Origin of the sequence: Corynebacterium singulare (genome assembly GCF_000833575.1) — a bacterium.
GTDB classification, from domain to species: Bacteria; Actinomycetota; Actinomycetes; order Mycobacteriales; family Mycobacteriaceae; genus Corynebacterium; species Corynebacterium singulare.
The window spans coordinates 2,418,715-2,434,976 of the sequence record NZ_CP010827.1 but is presented as its reverse complement, the minus strand read 5'-3'; the positions used below and the strand labels follow the sequence as shown (position 1 = coordinate 2,434,976).

At 61.0% G+C, this 16,262-nt stretch carries 12 protein-coding genes; 6 read left to right on the top strand and 6 right to left on the bottom strand.

What is annotated here, in order from left to right:
- Window positions 1–732 (top strand): pantoate--beta-alanine ligase, encoded by a 732-nt coding sequence (locus tag CSING_RS11295; RefSeq protein ID WP_042533446.1) that lies wholly within the window; start codon window positions 1–3, stop codon window positions 730–732.
- A gap of 39 nt (window positions 733–771) precedes the next feature.
- Window positions 772–1,719 carry a 2-dehydropantoate 2-reductase gene (locus tag CSING_RS11290; protein ID WP_042532356.1) on the top strand — a complete coding sequence of 316 codons (948 nt, stop codon included), beginning with the start codon at window positions 772–774 and terminating at the stop codon, window positions 1,717–1,719.
- Window positions 1,720–1,733: 14 nt separating this feature from the next.
- Here the strand turns inward: CSING_RS11290 and CSING_RS11285 are convergent, their stop codons facing one another.
- Window positions 1,734–3,836 carry a PhoX family protein gene (locus CSING_RS11285; protein WP_042532354.1) on the bottom strand — a complete coding sequence of 701 codons (2,103 nt, stop codon included), beginning with the start codon at window positions 3,834–3,836 and terminating at the stop codon, window positions 1,734–1,736.
- Window positions 3,837–4,004: 168 nt separating this feature from the next.
- Here CSING_RS11285 and lysS point away from each other — a divergent pair, with 168 nt between their 5' ends.
- The gene (lysS, locus tag CSING_RS11280; protein ID WP_042532352.1) at window positions 4,005–5,579 is read left to right on the top strand and encodes a lysine--tRNA ligase; all 1,575 of its coding nucleotides are present in this window, start codon (window positions 4,005–4,007) and stop codon (window positions 5,577–5,579) included.
- A gap of 252 nt (window positions 5,580–5,831) precedes the next feature.
- Window positions 5,832–6,767, top strand: a complete 936-nt coding sequence (locus CSING_RS11275) for a hypothetical protein (protein WP_042532350.1) — start codon at window positions 5,832–5,834, stop codon at window positions 6,765–6,767.
- Window positions 6,768–6,771: 4 nt separating this feature from the next.
- Here CSING_RS11275 and CSING_RS11270 read toward each other — a convergent pair whose 3' ends face one another.
- Window positions 6,772–7,113: a hypothetical protein gene (locus CSING_RS11270; RefSeq protein WP_042532348.1), complete on the bottom strand. Its 342-nt coding sequence runs from the start codon at window positions 7,111–7,113 to the stop codon at window positions 6,772–6,774.
- A 203-nt stretch (window positions 7,114–7,316) separates the two neighbouring features.
- On the opposite strand from CSING_RS11270, the gene CSING_RS11265 reads away from it, so the two are divergent.
- Window positions 7,317–8,717, top strand: a complete 1,401-nt coding sequence (locus tag CSING_RS11265; RefSeq protein ID WP_042532346.1) for an MDR family MFS transporter — start codon at window positions 7,317–7,319, stop codon at window positions 8,715–8,717.
- Here CSING_RS11265 and CSING_RS11260 read toward each other — a convergent pair.
- From CSING_RS11260 to CSING_RS11245, 4 genes are all read right to left on the bottom strand, one after another.
- Window positions 8,714–9,892, bottom strand: coding sequence for a serine/threonine-protein kinase (locus tag CSING_RS11260; RefSeq protein ID WP_042532344.1), 1,179 nt, complete (start codon window positions 9,890–9,892; stop codon window positions 8,714–8,716). The two genes, CSING_RS11265 and CSING_RS11260, sit on opposite strands and share 4 nt — an antisense overlap.
- 84 nt (window positions 9,893–9,976) lie before the next feature.
- On the bottom strand, window positions 9,977–11,497 hold the full coding sequence (locus CSING_RS13030; protein ID WP_052471423.1) for a serine/threonine-protein kinase: 1,521 nt from the start codon (window positions 11,495–11,497) through the stop codon (window positions 9,977–9,979).
- 2 nt (window positions 11,498–11,499) lie between these two features.
- Window positions 11,500–12,159, bottom strand: coding sequence for a hypothetical protein (locus CSING_RS11250; RefSeq protein ID WP_042532342.1), 660 nt, complete (start codon window positions 12,157–12,159; stop codon window positions 11,500–11,502).
- Window positions 12,160–12,262: 103 nt separating this feature from the next.
- Window positions 12,263–12,961 (bottom strand): hypothetical protein, encoded by a 699-nt coding sequence (locus CSING_RS11245; protein ID WP_042532340.1) that lies wholly within the window; start codon window positions 12,959–12,961, stop codon window positions 12,263–12,265.
- Between the two features lie 443 nt (window positions 12,962–13,404).
- Between CSING_RS11245 and CSING_RS11240 the strand changes: the two genes are divergently transcribed.
- On the top strand, window positions 13,405–16,167 hold the full coding sequence (locus CSING_RS11240) for an ATP-dependent Clp protease ATP-binding subunit (RefSeq protein WP_042532338.1): 2,763 nt from the start codon (window positions 13,405–13,407) through the stop codon (window positions 16,165–16,167).
- The last annotated feature ends 95 nt before the right edge of the window (window positions 16,168–16,262 follow it).

Genomic DNA, 16,262 nt, shown 5'->3' with positions numbered 1-16,262 from the left:
ATGGTCGGCAGCGCCTACCGCAAGACGGGCAAGCGCGTGGTGCTCGTGCCTTTGGGGCGCGACATTCATGCCGGGAACCTAGCCCTCGTGAAGGCCGCACAGCGCGTACGCGGTGGCGTGGTTGTCGTCGTCGTTGACGACGGTACGGACATTACCGCTCTCGACAGTGTCGACGTGGTGTGGCGCTATGGCAAGCAGAGCCAGCGCACGCGGGTGATTGCACCCGATCACGGCATGGAAGACGTGAGCGCCGAGCTGACCCGCATTGTAGCGCTGACCTGTGCTTTGGGTCCCAGTGATGTGTTCATGGGGGAGAAGGATTACGAGCTGCTCGTGGCTACCCAGCAGGCGTTCACGGACCTTAACATCGGCGCGCGCGTGCAGGGTGTGCCGCCGGTACGCATGCCGGATGGAGTGGTGATGAGCCTGCGCAACGCTGACGTCGCACCCGAAGCACGTGAGCAAGCCAGCGCCTTGTCCGCGGCACTGACCGCCGGTGCGTACGCGGCGGAGTCTGGGGCCGAGGAAGTTGTCCGCGTGGCCCACGAGGTGCTCACCGCCGCCGGCGTGGAGCCCGAGTACGTGGAGCTGCGCGGACGAGACCTGGGTGAGGCACCTGCAGAGGGCGATGCCCGCCTCTTTATTGCCGCCACCGTTGGTGGTGTGCGGCTTATCGATAACGCGGGTGTGCCGTTGGGGATTGGGTTCCGTAACTTGGAGCAGCGCGGATAAAATCCTGTGGTGTGTGTCTCAACCGGCTAGGTTAGAGACATGAAGATTGGAATTCTGGGAGCCGGCGCCATCGGTGGATACTTTGGCGGAAAACTGAAAGCAGCGGGCCACGATGTCGCCTTCGTTGCTCGTGGTGAGACCTTGCGGGTGCTGGAGGAGACGGGCGTGACGCTCGTCGACGCCCACGCAGAGCCCACCACCACCGAGGTCATTAAGGTCCCGGCCGCGCGCACCTTTGCCGAGGTCAAGGAGCTCTTGGGTGGGCTGGACGTGGCGATTATCGCGTCGAAGGCACTGCCGGGTAACGAGACGTTTGGCAGCGCTGAGGATCGGCAGGCCCTGCAGGGTATCCCGGTGGTGACTACACACAACTCGGTGGAGATTCCGTATTTGGCGGCCGAGGAGTTCGGGGAAGAGAATATTCTTGCTGGTGTGGCACGCGTGTACGCCACCCGCTTGGGTCCGGCCCGGATCAAGCGCAATCCAGGGCCACTATCTCTGGCCTTTGGGCCGCTGAGTGCGGAGGCGCCGGAGTCGCTGCGTGACACTGGCCAGGAGCTGGCGGCGGCGCTGAAGGAAGCAGGTGCCTCCAGTAAATTCCACGACGCAGCGCTTGTCGACGTCTGGTCGAAAGCCATGTTCGTGACCTCCACCGGTACCTTGGGTGCCTTGGTGGATAAACCGATTGGGTATCTCTGCCAAGAAATCCCCGAGCAGCTGGAGGCCTTCATGAAGGAAGTCGAGGCGGCTGGACGTGGCATGGGCGTGGAGCTGCCAGAGGACGTCGTGCAGCAAACTATGGAGTTCGCACGCCAGCAGCACCCGGACAATACGTCGTCGATGCAGCGCGATATCAAAGAAGGTCTACCAAATGAACTTGACGCCCAGGTCGGAGCAATCCGACGCATGGGCGCCAAGGCTGGGGTCATAACCCCGCTGTGGGACTTCGCGCAGGATGTGCTCGAAGCCCAGCTGCGCTCGTCCTAGGACGAGCGGGTTCTTTACTTAGAACCGATCTTGCCGTCCTTCTTCCAGACCACAACGACGGCCGGGCGCGGGGTGGAGTTGCCACCGTCAGGCCAATGCGAGGTGGCCTTCTCGAAGGTGGCGTCATCGGCCTCACCCGGGTGCTGAACGTTGACCATGACGCGGTCATCATCAACGATCGGGCCACAGGTCTCTGCACCCGCCGGGACGGTGAGGAAGCACTTGAGCTCGCCGCGGGTTTCGCCATCAACGGTTACGGCGTACAGACCATCATTGGAGTCCAGCGCGTTGCCGTCAGTGGAAATCCACAGGTTGCCGTGGCTATCGAAGGCCAGGTTATCCGGGCAGGAAATCGGGGAGACCTTCTCCTTGTCGAAACCACCGAAGTAGGTGTTGGCTTCCTTCGGGTCACCGCAGACCAGCAGGAGGTTCCAGGTGAACTTCTCACCGGCGTGGTCGTCCTCGATCTCCATGACGAGGCCGTTCTTGTTCTCCTTGACCGGAGCGTACTCCATCGGGTCTTCCTGGTTCTTCTTGGCGTTCTCACCAGTAGCACCACGGTACTTGTTGTTGGTCAGAGCAACGTAGACCTTGTCGTTGGCCGGGCTGACCTCAACGTCTTCTGGACGGTCCATCTTGGTGGCGCCAACCTTGTCGGCAGCCTCACGGGTGAAGACAGCAACTTCCTCAGCGGACATGCCATCAACGTGGGAATCGAACTTGTTGTTTTCGGTGTCGGAGGTCAGCAGCTTGACCCACTCACCGGAACCGTCGAAAGCGCCGTCCTCCGGCAGGACACCGGAGCCGTCGATCTCCTTCTCCGGAGAGTTGCCTTCCATCTTGGCCACGTACAGGGTGCCGTGGTCCAGAATGGACATGTTGTGCTTCAGATCGCCTTCCTTGTACTTCTTGGAGGAGACGAACTTGTAGATGTACTCGAAGCGGGAGTCATCGCCGGAGTAGCACACCACGGTGCCGTCCTTGGTGATGTGGATGTTGCCGGCCTCGTGCTTGTAGCGGCCCACAGCGGTGTGCTTGATCGGAGTGGAGTTCGGATCCAGCGGGTTGATCTCTACCAGCCAGCCGAAGCGGTTCGGCTCGTTCGGCTCCTTGGTGACGTCGAAGCGGTCGTCGTACTTCTCCCACTTACGCTCAGACGGTCCTTCCTTGATGCCGAAACGCTTGAGGGACTCAGCGGCCTTCTCATCCTTGACGTCGCCGCCAGCGAAGTACTGGTCGAAGTTCTCCTCGCCGGACAGCATGGTGTTCCACGGAGTCACGCCACCGGAGCAGTTGTTGAGGGTGCCGAGGACCTTCTCGCCCTTCTGGTCAGCGGAGGTCTTGACAAAGTCAGAGCCCTTCGCCGGACCAACCAGGGTGAAGGGGGTGGTGGCGGTAATGCGACGGTTGAGCGGGCCGAACTCGCGCTTGAGCTCACCGGTGTCTCCGACCTTGGAAACCTCGAGGATGGTGTGGCCGTGGCCAGCCCAACCAATCTTGACCTGTTCTTCGGTCGGGTTCTCCGGGTCGTAATTCGGGAACATCATCGGCTCGGTGGTGTACTCGTGGGAGCACATGTAGATGAGGCGATCCTTGTTGTCCGGGTGCTCGATGAGGCCGGCAAAGTCATTGTTGAAGCCGAACTGCTTCTCAGCGTCAGCAGCGGTCTGATTGTTGACGTCGAACTCCGGTGCGCCCTCGATAACCGGGTCGCCCCAAGCGATAAGAACGGACTGCTCGTAGCCCTTCGGGATGACAACTTCATCCTTCTCGTTCGGCTCGACCTTCTCGAAGTGCATGCCTTCGGCAGAGGTCAGCTTGATTTCGGACTCCTTGACCTCGGAGGTCTTGCCAGCGGTGCTGCTGCCAGCAGCAGCGGAATCTTCTTCACCCGGTGCAGCACATGCAGCCAGAGCAGAGGAGCCGCCAACGGCTACGACAGCGAGGCCGCCGGCACGCAGTGCGGTACGGCGGGAAAACTGATCACCAAAGTACGGGTTGTCAGAAGAGTTCTCGCACTCGCCGAAGCAGGCGTTACCGCACTTGTAGGTGCAGGTAAGGGAGGAACGAGAAGAGGTAAACATGTTGGTCAAAAGGTTGCGGCCTTGCAGTGCCATGGGATGCTCCAGAGGTCGTAATCATTGAGATGCGCAGAAATGTCGCGTCGGACGTCCTGAGTTAATCCTGCAAAGGTGGCCGTTTGCTTGATCTTTCGTGACGATTAGGTGAACTCTCTGTGAAGCGGGATCGCGCCCCCTTGCGGGGATCGGCTACCCTAGACATTCGTGAGCGAGAAGAAGAATACTGAAGTTAACGACGTCCCAGAGCAGCTGCGCATTCGCCGCGAAAAGCGTGCCCGTTTACTGGAGTCCGGCACCGATGCCTACCCGGTGACCGTTGACCGCACCATCTCCATGAAGGAGCTGCGTCAGAAATACCAGGTGGTTGCCGAAGGCGAAGAACCCGCCGGCGCCGAAGGCGTGACCTATCTCAATGCTGGCGAGGAGACCGACGTTGAGGTTGCCATCGCTGGCCGCCTAATCTTTATGCGCAACACCGGCAAGCTGTGCTTTGCCACTTTGCAGGACGGAGATGGCACTCAGGTGCAGGCGATGCTCTCCCTGGCTGAGGTTGGTGAGGAGCGCCTTGCTGCCTGGAAGTCCGATGTTGACTTGGGTGACTTCATCTCCGTGCGCGGACGCGTCATTGCGTCTCGCCGCGGCGAGCTTTCGGTCATGGCATCGCAGTGGACCATGGCTGCTAAGTCCCTGCGCCCTCTGCCGGTGTCTTTCGCGGACATGAACGAGGAAACGCGCGTTCGCCAGCGCTACAACGATCTCATTGTGCGAGAGGAAGCTCGCAAGAACGCCATGACCCGCGTGAAGGTTATGCGTGCCCTGCGTAATTACCTGGAAGGCGAAGGCTTCGTGGAGATCGAAACCCCGATGCTGCAGACCATCCACGGTGGTGCCGCTGCCCGCCCGTTTGTGACGCACTCCAATGCTCTAGACATTGACTTGTACTTGCGCATCGCACCGGAGCTGTTCCTCAAGCGCGCCGTTGTCGGCGGCATCGACCGCGTTTTTGAGATCAACCGCAACTTCCGCAACGAGGGCGTCGACCGTTCGCACTCCCCGGAGTTCGCCATGCTGGAGACCTACGCGGCATGGGGCGATTACAACGACTGTGCTCGCACCACCCGCGAGTCCATCCAGGCCGTTGCTCGCGCCGTCTTTGGATCCACCACCGTCACCTTGGCCGACGGCACTGAGTACGACTTCGGCGGCGAAGAGTGGCCGGAGATTGAGATGTACCCCTCCCTCAATGAGGCTCTGCAGCGCAAGTTCCCGGGCCAGCCTGAGGTCACCATCGATACCGATGTGGACACGCTTAAGGGCATCGCAGACGTCATTGGTCTCGACGTTCCGAAGAACGGTGGCTGGGGCCACGGCAAGCTGGTTGAGGAAATTTGGGAGGTTCTCTGCGAGGACCAGCTCGAAGGCCCGATTTTTGTGAAGAACTTCCCGGTTGAAACCTCCCCGCTGACCCGCCAGCACCGTTCCGAGCCGGGTGTGACCGAGAAATGGGACCTCTATGTTCGCGGCTTCGAGCTGGCCACCGGCTACTCAGAGTTGGTTGACCCGGTTATCCAGCGTGAGCGCTTCGAGGATCAGGCTCGCCTGGCTGCTGGTGGCGATGAGGAAGCCATGGTCCTGGATGAGGACTTCCTCGCGGCCATGGAACAGGGCATGCCGCCGACGGCCGGCACCGGCATGGGCGTTGACCGTCTGCTCATGGCCCTGACCGGCCTGGGTATCCGTGAGACCGTTCTCTTCCCGATTGTGAAGCCGGAGGCCTAAGCCCACCGGTTTCCGGACAGCCCGCGCACGCCACCATCTCGGCTGCGCGGGCTTTCTCATGCCCACGGCCTGTGGTTTCGGGTGCTTCGTGTGGTGAGAGTCTGGGGCTATATATGTTCCGATCAACGAAGACCTCACAGCAGCCGCCGGTTGTCAGACCTGATTTGTCAGGTATGTACATCCCGGCAGCCCAGGACAGGGAAAATGCGTCGATGTGCTGCATGGAGGCCGGAATCGTGGAACGATTCAGGTATGAAGAAGTTTCTCCCTATCCTCTCCATTGCGATGATCGCCTGCACGGCGGCGTCCTGCTCTTCTCCTGACGACACTGCCAGCGATGAGCCCCAATTCCACCAGACCTCCACTGCAGCCTCCTCGTCCACCGACGCCACTGAGTCGTCGGAGGAGAGTCCGTCACCGACGACCTCTCAGGAAAAAGAGAAAGAAGACCCAGGGCTGCAGGAGCGAGACAAAGAAGCGTTCATTGCGACCAACCTGGGTCATGCGACCTCAAAAGTCTATGGAATCAGTAGTCCGGATGACCGCGTTGCCTGCACGGTTACTGAAGCTGGGGGAATGCTCGGGTGTAACGTTCTGTTTGCTGATCCGCCTTTGTACCCAGCAACCGGCCAGCCAGGCTGGCTCTCCAACGCCGTCAACTTCGATGAAAACAAAGGCTTCTATCCCACCATGACGCTGGGCGGTGATAACGCTGCTCCCACAACGCTTGAGGTGGGTAGCACAGTCACCATGAGTGGTGTGACCTTTGAAGCCACGAGCGCCGATGAGTTCACGGTGAAGATGGACGGTCATTACTTCACGGTTAAGGACCAGGGCCAGTATTACTCGGATACGTTTCCACCGAAGCCGGATTCGGCAGGTCGCTCTATCACCGGAACCATCTGTGGTGATGTAGGCAATGGCGAGTACGTCTATGCACAAGAGCACGGTACGGACTGTAAGAGGGCGATGGAAGTTGTTGATTACTACAAGAATTATGATTTCGCACCGATGGAAGGCGGCAGCCGCGGTTACCTCATGGAAGACGACTTCAGCTGCTCGTATAACGCGGATTCCGGCTGGCCTGATAAGCCAGAATATCGCTGGCTGCACTGCAGCATTGAGGATGCCGGTTCGGTCGTAGTTCTCGATGCGACAGCGCGCGAACTAATCTCAGCGCGGGGTTAAACAACTAAAGCTGGCTGCGCGTCACCGTGAGTTCGTAGGAACCACTGGGCGTCGTAAAGCACAGCATCGAGGTGCCTTCAGGGATGGCGGCGGTGGTGTGCGGAACGAGCCGAATTGGCCCATGGGTGCGGATACACGGTGACGAGAGCTCCGCCGCGAGGAAGCTGCCCACGTTACTCACCATCCAATTGTCCTCCTGCTGCCAGAAGCGGAGGAAATGGCGGTGCATGGCGGCATCATCGGGAGCGAGAGGAAAGTCGCCCGCACGGCCCGCCACGAGCTGCTCGCCCGGACGCACGACCGTACTGTCGCCGGCAGGGCTGGTGAGGAGGAGCTCCCGCTGCATGCGATGGGCCTTTCTCTAGCGGGCATGATGGTGCCCACCCTGCCATCTCCTCCGTACTGCCCGCTGGGATGTTGGGGAGTGTCACCCGAAACGCAGTCTTAGCGGTTTGTGTGGAAACGCTGGACAGTGAGGAGTACGCTGGCTCTCCTGCATGCTCGCCGCTCTGGCGAGCTTCGTGTTTGTGGAAAGGTGTTGCTGGCCGCATGTCCGCCGAGATCCCCGCCAAGGTCATCATTAATCTCAGCATCCTCGTTTTGGGTGCCATGGTCATGATTCTCAATGAGACGTCACTGTCGGTGGCGTTGCCAACGATCATGGCAGACTTCGGCATCCCCGCCACCAGCGCACAGTGGCTGCTCACCGGCTTTATGCTGACCATGGCTGTGGTGATTCCTACGACCGGTTTCCTCATCGAAAGGCTCAGCACACGCCAGATTTTCTTGGTCTCGACGGGACTTTTCCTCGCCGGAACGGTGGTGGCGGCGCTGGCACCGAATTTCCTCATCCTGTTAGGTGGCCGTGTGCTTCAGGCGGGTGGTACCGCGCTCATGATTCCCACGCTCATGACCGTGGCCATGACCCTGGTGCCGGCGCAGCGCCGCGGCACAGTGATGGGAATTATCTCCGTTGTGATCTCGGTGGCGCCAGCGCTGGGGCCCACGGTCGGTGGCGCGATTCTTAACCGCTTTACCTGGCATGTCATCTTCTGGGCCATGGTTCCCCTCATGGCGCTCATCCTGCTGGCAGGCCTGTGGCGCCTCACCAACGTAGGGGAGAGCCGGGACGTGCCGCTCGATGGGTTTTCAGTGGTCTTGTCGGCCTTTGCCTTCGGCGGCCTGGTTTACGGTCTGTCGTCGATTGAGAAGATGCTCACGGGTGGCGCATGGACCGAGATCCTCATAAGCCTTGTGGGCGTTGTGGCGCTCATCGTGTTTATTCGGCGCCAGCAGCGTCTCTCACTCGATGACCGTGCGCTTATGGATCTGCGTCCCTTCCGGATCCGCAACTTCACGCTGGCCGTTATCATCCTGCTTATTTCCTTCGGCCTCATGCTCGGTATGGTCACCGTCCTGCCGATATACCTGCAGACCACGCTGGGAGCCACGGCGTTCGCCACCGGGCTTGCGGTCATGCCAGGTGGCATCATTCAGGCCTTTTTGTCGCCGATTGTGGGCCGGGTCTTTGACTCCTATGGACCGCGTCCGCTCACGATTCCAGGCTCGCTGTTCATGGTGGTGAGCCTCTGGCTCATGGCGACGTTGGGAGAGTCCTCAACGCTGTGGATGGTCGTGGGCATGCACGTGCTCTTTTCCCTGGGCATGTGCCTGATGATGACCCCGCTTATGACGACCGCGTTGTCCTCGCTGCCGGAGAAACTCTACTCGCACGGTTCGGCCATCATGAACACCTTCCAGCAATTAGCCGGTGCGATGGGCACGGCCTTCCTCGTGGTCTTCCTTACTCGCGGCACGGTTGCGGGCGCGGAAGCCGGAATGAATGCCGCCGCTGCCACAGCCCAGGGAACGCACTGGGCCTTCCTCTTCGCTGGGATCGCAGGTATCGCAATTGCGGTGCTCTCCCCAATGCTTAAGCGCGTGGACTAACAGATAGGCAGGCGCAGTCGCGCCTCTTCGGCGTCCTCACCCCACACGAGGACGGCTGCGACGGAGTCCTCAGCAGCCATGTAGAACAACGGCTCCTCGTCCGACACGTCATAGCTGTGGACGGAGCAACGCCCGTTGGAGAGCTCCTGTGCGCCCTGCGCAGGGCCGGCCGCATCGCGCTCAGCGGTACCGGCGTAGCCTGCTACCGAATACGTCACCCCGTCGCCCGAGCAGGTGATTTTGGCGGTCTGGGATTCTTCCGGTTCGCGCGATTCGCACGTTGTGTCTTCAACGCCGCTGCCACCAGGGCGAGGGCTGAGGAGGGCCGGGTGGGCGTCGACAAGCGCTTGCTCCTCCTCGGACCACGCGGCGCGGCCCGTGAAGAACCACGCGAGGCCTGCGATGATGACCAAGGCGGCAGCACCAGCGCCGAGGCCGAGGAGGAGCGTGGGGGAGGACTTCTTCTGCGGCGTATCAGAGTGCGGGACCACCTGCTGTACTGGTTCGGGTGCAGGTTGGGCTATAGGCTGCGCGATATCCTGCTGAGGTGCGGCGTTGTGGGTGCGCAGGGCCTCAACGATGGCCGTGGCAGTAGGGTAGGCCGCATCGGCGCGGAAGGCTGGGTAGGCGGCAGACAGCAGCTGGGCACAACGCGCGATGACCTCCTCCGCGGTCGTCCGCGAGCTTTCCTGCGCATCCGCCGGGCCGACCGTGGCGAAGAAAGCAGTGGAGCGGTGATCCGTCAGAATGATGCGGCGCGGGTTCAGCGCCCGCAGGGCATAAGTAGCCCGGTTGCGGTGGATGAGGAAGTCCACGGCCTCCGCCAGCGGCGTGAAGGTGGCCAGGGCCTCCTCCCGGGAGAGGTGGCGTGCTCCAACCCCAGAGCCGGTGAAATTCGCCAGCAGCTCGCCCGGCAGACAGCGGCGCACGAAGAATTCCTGCCCATTGTTCATCGTGCCCGTACCCACGATGGGCGCGATGGCGCTGTGCTCAAGCTGCCCGGCCACACCGGCCTTACGCAGCACCCCTCGGTGCTCGAGAGAGAAGATCTCCACGAGCAGTTGCTCCTTGGAGGGATCCTCAACGAGGAAGAGTGTGGAACCAGCGCCCTGGTCCAGGATGGCTAGTTCACGAAGCTGGTGCTGGGATGTAAAAAACTCGGGAAGCGTGGTCACGGTGAGAGAGATTCCTTCGGCGTTGAGTTGGACTGGTCATCAGTTTAAAGGACACCGCGTACTGTCACGCCCCAAGCACCTCACTTAGCACAGGGGGAGACTGAGGCGGTCTTCCTTGGCATTCGCACCTGCGATGACGAAGGCGAAGCGTGCGGACACCCCGGTGGGGTACACGCCCCACGTTCCGGGCTGCCCAGGGATTTCCGCAGAGGTGACGGTGCAGGCTTCGCTGGTGAGTTCCTCCACGGTCCCCGGCACAATGGTGTCGCGGTCATCCTCGGTGCCAAAGTCAGCGCCGACAAGAGTGAGGTCCTCGCTCTCACAGATGATGCGGGCGCGCTGGCCGGCCTCAGGCTCGGCGGAGTAGCAGTCGAGGTTGCGCCAAGGTGCACGGCCGGGATTCTCGGGGAAGATGAGAGGGAATTCTCGAGCGAGGACGTCTTCTTCGGCGTCCCACCCGGCGCCGCGCAGTGCGAGGCCACCGACCACGCTAAGGACCATGAGCACTCCGGCCAGGACCGCCGCGAGGATGATGTGGTTGCGGCGTAGGGACCAGCGAGGAGACTCGTCGCGAGCATCCGGGGCGGGGGAGGCAACGTTGTTCGAAGGAGCGATAGCTGGCGGCGTATCCGCGGAGTCCGGCACGTTGGCGTCGTGAGGGGCTGGAGCATTCTCCTGTGGTGGCGCGAGTTCGGCGGTTCCTGCCACGGTGGCGAGAGCGTCGAGCATCTCGGTGGAGCTGGCAAAACGCTTCTGTGGCTCGGGGTGCAGCGCGGTGGCGAAGAAGGAGTTGAGGCTGGGTGCGAGGGGCCCGTCACTTGGCGCAAGGTTGTCCGGAGTCAAGTCCGGAATGACGCGGCTATGCGCCCACTGTTGCGGGCTCGTGGTGCGGCGCAGGTTAACCAAGGTGAGCATTTCCAACACGATGAGCGCGAGCGAGTAACGGTCACTGGCGGCGGTGGGCTGCGGGGGTGACGGGGCCAGCTGTGTGGGGTAGAGCTCCGGCGCCATGTAGGCGTCCGTGCCTACCCGAAGGCCCTCCCGGGTCATGCGGGTGGTGTCCTCATTAATGGCGATGCCGAAATCCGCAAGCATGACATCGCCGGGCTCCTCGCAATCATCCGCGATGATGTTGGCGGGCTTAATATCGCGGTGAATGACCGGGGAGGGCAGCTGTGCCAAATAATCGAGGGCCTGCGCAATAGGGGTCAGCAGCCGCACTGTCTGCTCCACCGTGAACTTGGAGCCTTCCATAATGCGGCGGTTAATGTGCGCTTCCAAACTGGGGCCACGCAGGAACTTCATGACGAAGTAGGGCACGCCGCCGGGGGTGACATCGCCATCATAAATCGGCACGATGGCCGGATGGTCCAGCGCCGCAACGGTGCGCATCTCCGACATGAACCGCCCTACTTCCTCATCATCCCCGGCGGCGTGCTGGGCAATGACTTTGATGGCCACCTCACGGTCAAGGCTCTCCTTGCGGGCAAAAACAATGGTGCCCATTCCGCCCGCACCGATTTGATGAAACTGCGAATAACCTTTGGCGGTGAGTTCAGGCTCAAGGTCCAGAGGCAGGCCGGAGGCTGTGGGCTGCGAGTTCATGTCTAGGCCGCCACGATGATGGGCTGGCGGATGATGAAAGGCTCATAGCCGGCCTGGCGGATGGTGATCTCCGCGGTGAATTCTCCCGGCTCCAGCAGGGAAGCGGCCAAGGTGCATACGCCGAAATTGCAGCTCAATGTGCTTTGCGTGGACTCATCGAGGTGGTTGTGTCCCTCGCTGTCAAGGAGAGCAACGTGCCATTCGGCGTTGTTTTCCAAGTCTGCTTCATTATTGCTGAGATTCATTGCCTGTGCGTTGAGCACGAAGACACCGCCGACTGCCCACTGCAGCACGCCGGTCGGCGCTGAACCGCTCACCGCGCCGTCGTATCCGGTGTTGTCCACCTCCGCGCGCAGCGAGCGGTAGCCGAACTCTTCCAGTTCGGAGTAGTTCGCAACGATTTCGTCCACGGGCCCTGGGCCGGGGCTCTTGGGGGTGATGAGGTAGGAACCATTGTCTTGGCGCAGGTGGAGCCCGGTGGGCTCTGCGCTTTCCGACGCCTCCCCCGCCACCGTCAGCACCGCCTCTGAACGTTGCGTGGTGCCATTCACCGTGAATTTCGGAGCGTCCTCAGCAGCGTCCTTGCTCGCCGAGCACGCAGAGAGCGTGATGAGCGCGAGACCCAGTGCGGCGAGAGCGCGCAGGGAGAACGAGGCGAGCATAGGGCGGATAAATCCTTGCAGAGTCGAGGAAAATAGAATCAGACAAAGAGTATCAGCCCCGTGCAGGGAGCTAGAGCGTAATTAAGAAGATAGAGATGAATTGTTATGAAAGGTGTGCATAATACTGCGGGTGGGCCGCAGCAAACTGGGCCAACACGATGCGCCATGAAATCTTCTGCCCCGGCTGGAACTGGGGAACGCCGAGCTTCTGCAAGGTTTCAGCCAATGTTTGAATTTTGCGCTCGACCTTTTTCTCTGTCCACTCGAGAGCCTCAGCCAGTTCGCGCTGGGTTCCCACGACAACGCGTGGCTCGGCCGCTGGGTTGTCCACGAGAGGCTGGGCTAAAGCCTTCAGAAGGAGGCACTGCTCCTCATTGGGTTCGAAGACATGCGTGGTGAACGGGCCATCCGGCGGCAGGCTGGGTTCTGGGCTGCGCAGCGGCTGCATCACGGTGAGCTCGCACTCATAGCTCATCGTTGCGGTGGAGAAGTACACCGTGGAGGTGCCCGGATGCAACACCTCTATACTGCCCGGGCTCAGCACCGTGCGGCCATAACCGCAGGCAGCCGGCGGTTGAATGGTGGCGGCGATGAAACTGCCAACGTTTTTCAGGAACCACTGTGAGCCGTTGGACCACACTTGCAAGAACGTGCGGTGCATAGCTGGGTCATCGGAGGCGAGCAGGATATCGCCTTGGCGGCCCAGTGTGGCGGACTCGCTGACAGTAAGAAGCTGCGAGTGGCCAATCAAATCGTCGACAAGCAAGGAGCCGTGCTGCGGCTGTGGCTGAGGCTGTGGCATGGCTCCTCCCTTCACGTGTGAACAGTGATAACTAGGACTGTAGTTTACTGCACTGAGTGGGAGGCGTCGCAGACGTCCACGAAAGAGTTCCTTATGCGAAAAGAAACAAACGGTGAAGACTCGGTCGAGGGAAAGGGGCGACGCCGTGAGTGATAGGGCGTGAGTGATAAGGAAAGAGGAACGGGAAACAAGCTCCACACCGCTTCCCGAACCAGCATCGACGATAGTAGCAAGCTCGCGGGCGATTCTCCTAGCTCTAGGGAGAAATCCCCCGGAAGGCCTCTCTGTGAGGCGACGCCCTTTCACTCCTGTTCGCTACCGGCGTACAGTGCCGTGAGCTGGGAAAATGAGGGTTGGGGTGGGATGTTGCCGAAAATCGTGAATGGAGTGTCGGCCCCGCGCGTTAGAGTGGATGACACATTAACAGCGAAAGGTAAGAGGTCATGTTCGAGAGGTTTACTGACCGTGCTCGCCGCGTCATCGTGTTGGCGCAGGAAGAAGCACGCATGCTCAACCACAATTACATCGGCACCGAGCACATCCTCCTGGGGCTTATCCATGAGGGTGAGGGCGTTGCTGCCAAGGCCCTGGAGTCCATGGGCATCTCGCTGGAGGACGTCCGCCGTGAGGTGGAAGAGATCATCGGCCAGGGTTCCCAGCCGCACACTGGTCACATCCCGTTTACCCCGCGCGCCAAGAAGGTCCTTGAGCTCTCCTTGCGTGAGGGTCTGCAGATGGGGCACAAGTACATTGGCACCGAGTTCCTGCTTCTCGGCCTCATCCGTGAGGGCGATGGCGTGGCCGCCCAGGTCCTGACCAAGCTGGGCGCTGACCTGCCGCGCGTGCGTCAGCAGGTTATCCAGCTGCTCTCCGGTTATGAGGGTGGTGAAGGCGAAGGCGGTGGCCAGTCCCAGGGCGGCCCCGGCCCGGTGGGAGCCGGTGCTGGTGCTGGCGCTGGACAGGGTGGCCGCGGTGGTTCTGGTGGCTCCGGCGAGCGTTCCAATTCGCTGGTTCTGGACCAGTTCGGTCGCAATCTCACCCAGGCTGCCAAGGATGGCAAGCTGGACCCGGTGGTCGGCCGTGATTCCGAGATTGAGCGCATCATGCAGGTGCTTTCCCGTCGCACCAAGAACAACCCGGTGCTCATCGGTGAGCCTGGTGTGGGTAAGACCGCCGTGGTTGAGGGCTTGGCTCTCGACATTGTTAATGGCAAGGTCCCGGAGACCCTCAAGGACAAGCAGCTGTACTCGCTTGACCTGGGTTCCCTCGTCGCCGGCTCCCGCTACCGAGGTGACTTTGAGGAGCGCCTGAAGAAGGTGCTCAAGGAGATCAACCAGCGCGGAGACATCATCCTCTTCATCGATGAGATCCACACCCTCGTGGGTGCTGGTGCTGCCGAGGGCGCCATTGATGCAGCCTCCCTGCTGAAGCCGAAGCTTGCCCGCGGTGAGCTGCAGACCATCGGTGCTACCACCCTGGATGAGTACCGCAAGCACATCGAGAAGGATGCAGCTCTCGAGCGCCGCTTCCAGCCGGTCAAGGTGGATGAGCCATCCCTGGATGACACCATCCTGATCCTCAAAGGCCTGCGCGATAAGTACGAGGCACATCACCGCGTCTCCTACACCGATGAGGCGCTTAAGGCCGCTGCCTCGTTGTCTGACCGCTACATCAATGACCGCTTCCTGCCAGACAAGGCCGTCGATCTTCTCGATGAGGCAGGTGCTCGTATGCGCATTAAGCGCATGACGGCTCCGGAGGGCCTGCGTGAAGTTGATGACCGCATCGCTGAGGTCCGCAAGGAAAAAGAAGCTGCCATCGATGCACAGGACTTCGAGAAGGCTGCCGGTCTGCGTGACCAGGAGCGCAAGCTCGGTGAAGAACGCGCGGAGAAGGAAAAGCAGTGGCGCTCCGGCGACCTCGAGGAGATCGCCGAGGTTGGTGAGGAACAGATTGCTGAGGTCCTGGCACACTGGACCGGTATTCCAGTTCTCAAGCTCACGGAGAAGGAATCCAACCGCCTCCTCAATATGGAGGAAGAGCTGCACAAGCGCATCATTGGCCAGGACGAGGCCGTCAAGGCCGTCTCCCGCGCCATCCGCCGCACCCGTGCAGGTCTGAAGGATCCGCGCCGCCCATCTGGTTCCTTCATCTTCGCCGGCCCGTCCGGTGTGGGTAAGACGGAGCTATCGAAGTCCCTGGCTAACTTCCTCTTCGGTTCGGATGATGACCTCATCCAGATCGATATGGGTGAGTTCCACGACCGCTTCACCGCCTCCCGTCTCTTCGGTGCTCCTCCGGGATACGTTGGCTATGAAGAGGGCGGCCAGCTGACCGAGAAGGTCCGCCGCAAGCCATTCTCCGTCGTCTTGTTCGACGAGATTGAGAAGGCACACAAGGAGATTTACAACACCCTTCTGCAGGTCCTTGAGGATGGCCGCCTGACCGATGGCCAGGGCCGTAACGTGGACTTTAAGAACACGGTGCTTATCTTCACCTCGAACCTGGGTACTCAAGATATTTCAAAGGCCGTGGGCTTGGGCTTCAGTGGTTCTTCCGAGACCGATTCGGATGCGCAGTACGAGCGCATGAAGAACAAGGTCAACGATGAGCTGAAGAAGCACTTCCGCCCTGAGTTCCTCAACCGTATCGATGAGATCGTAGTCTTCCACCAGCTCACCCAGGAGCAGATTGTGGAGATGGTGGAGCTGCTCATCGGCCGCGTAGAAAAGCAGCTGTCTGACCGTGATATGGGCATCGAGCTCACCCAGAAGGCCAAGGATCTCCTGGCCAAGCGTGGCTTCGACCCTGTCCTCGGTGCACGTCCGCTGCGCCGCACCATTCAGCGTGAGATTGAGGATCAGCTCTCCGAGAAGATCCTCTACGGCGAAATCGGTGCTGGAGAAATCATCACCGTGGACGTTGAAGGCTGGGACGGCGAGTCCAAGGACAATTCTGAGGCGAAGTTCACCTTCACCCCACGCCCGCGCCCGCTGCCGGAGGGAACCTTCGAAGAGGAGCTCGAGGACTTGGAGGACACCGTCGTGCGCGAGGCTGATGAGGAAGCCTCCTCGAATGAGCCGGACACCATCACTCCGGATGTCCTCGGGGAGTCTGGCAGCGATTCCGCTGACGAGTCCCACAACGACGATGGCGACGACGGCAACCCGCCGCCGGCAGGTGCTGGTGCCGGTCAGCCGCTCTAAGCGCTGACTCTGGCCCAGCCACTGGGCCCATGAGGAGTAGCCCCGAACCGCATGCGTGTGAAACCACGTGCGGTTCGGGGTTTGCTGTGCGTGAC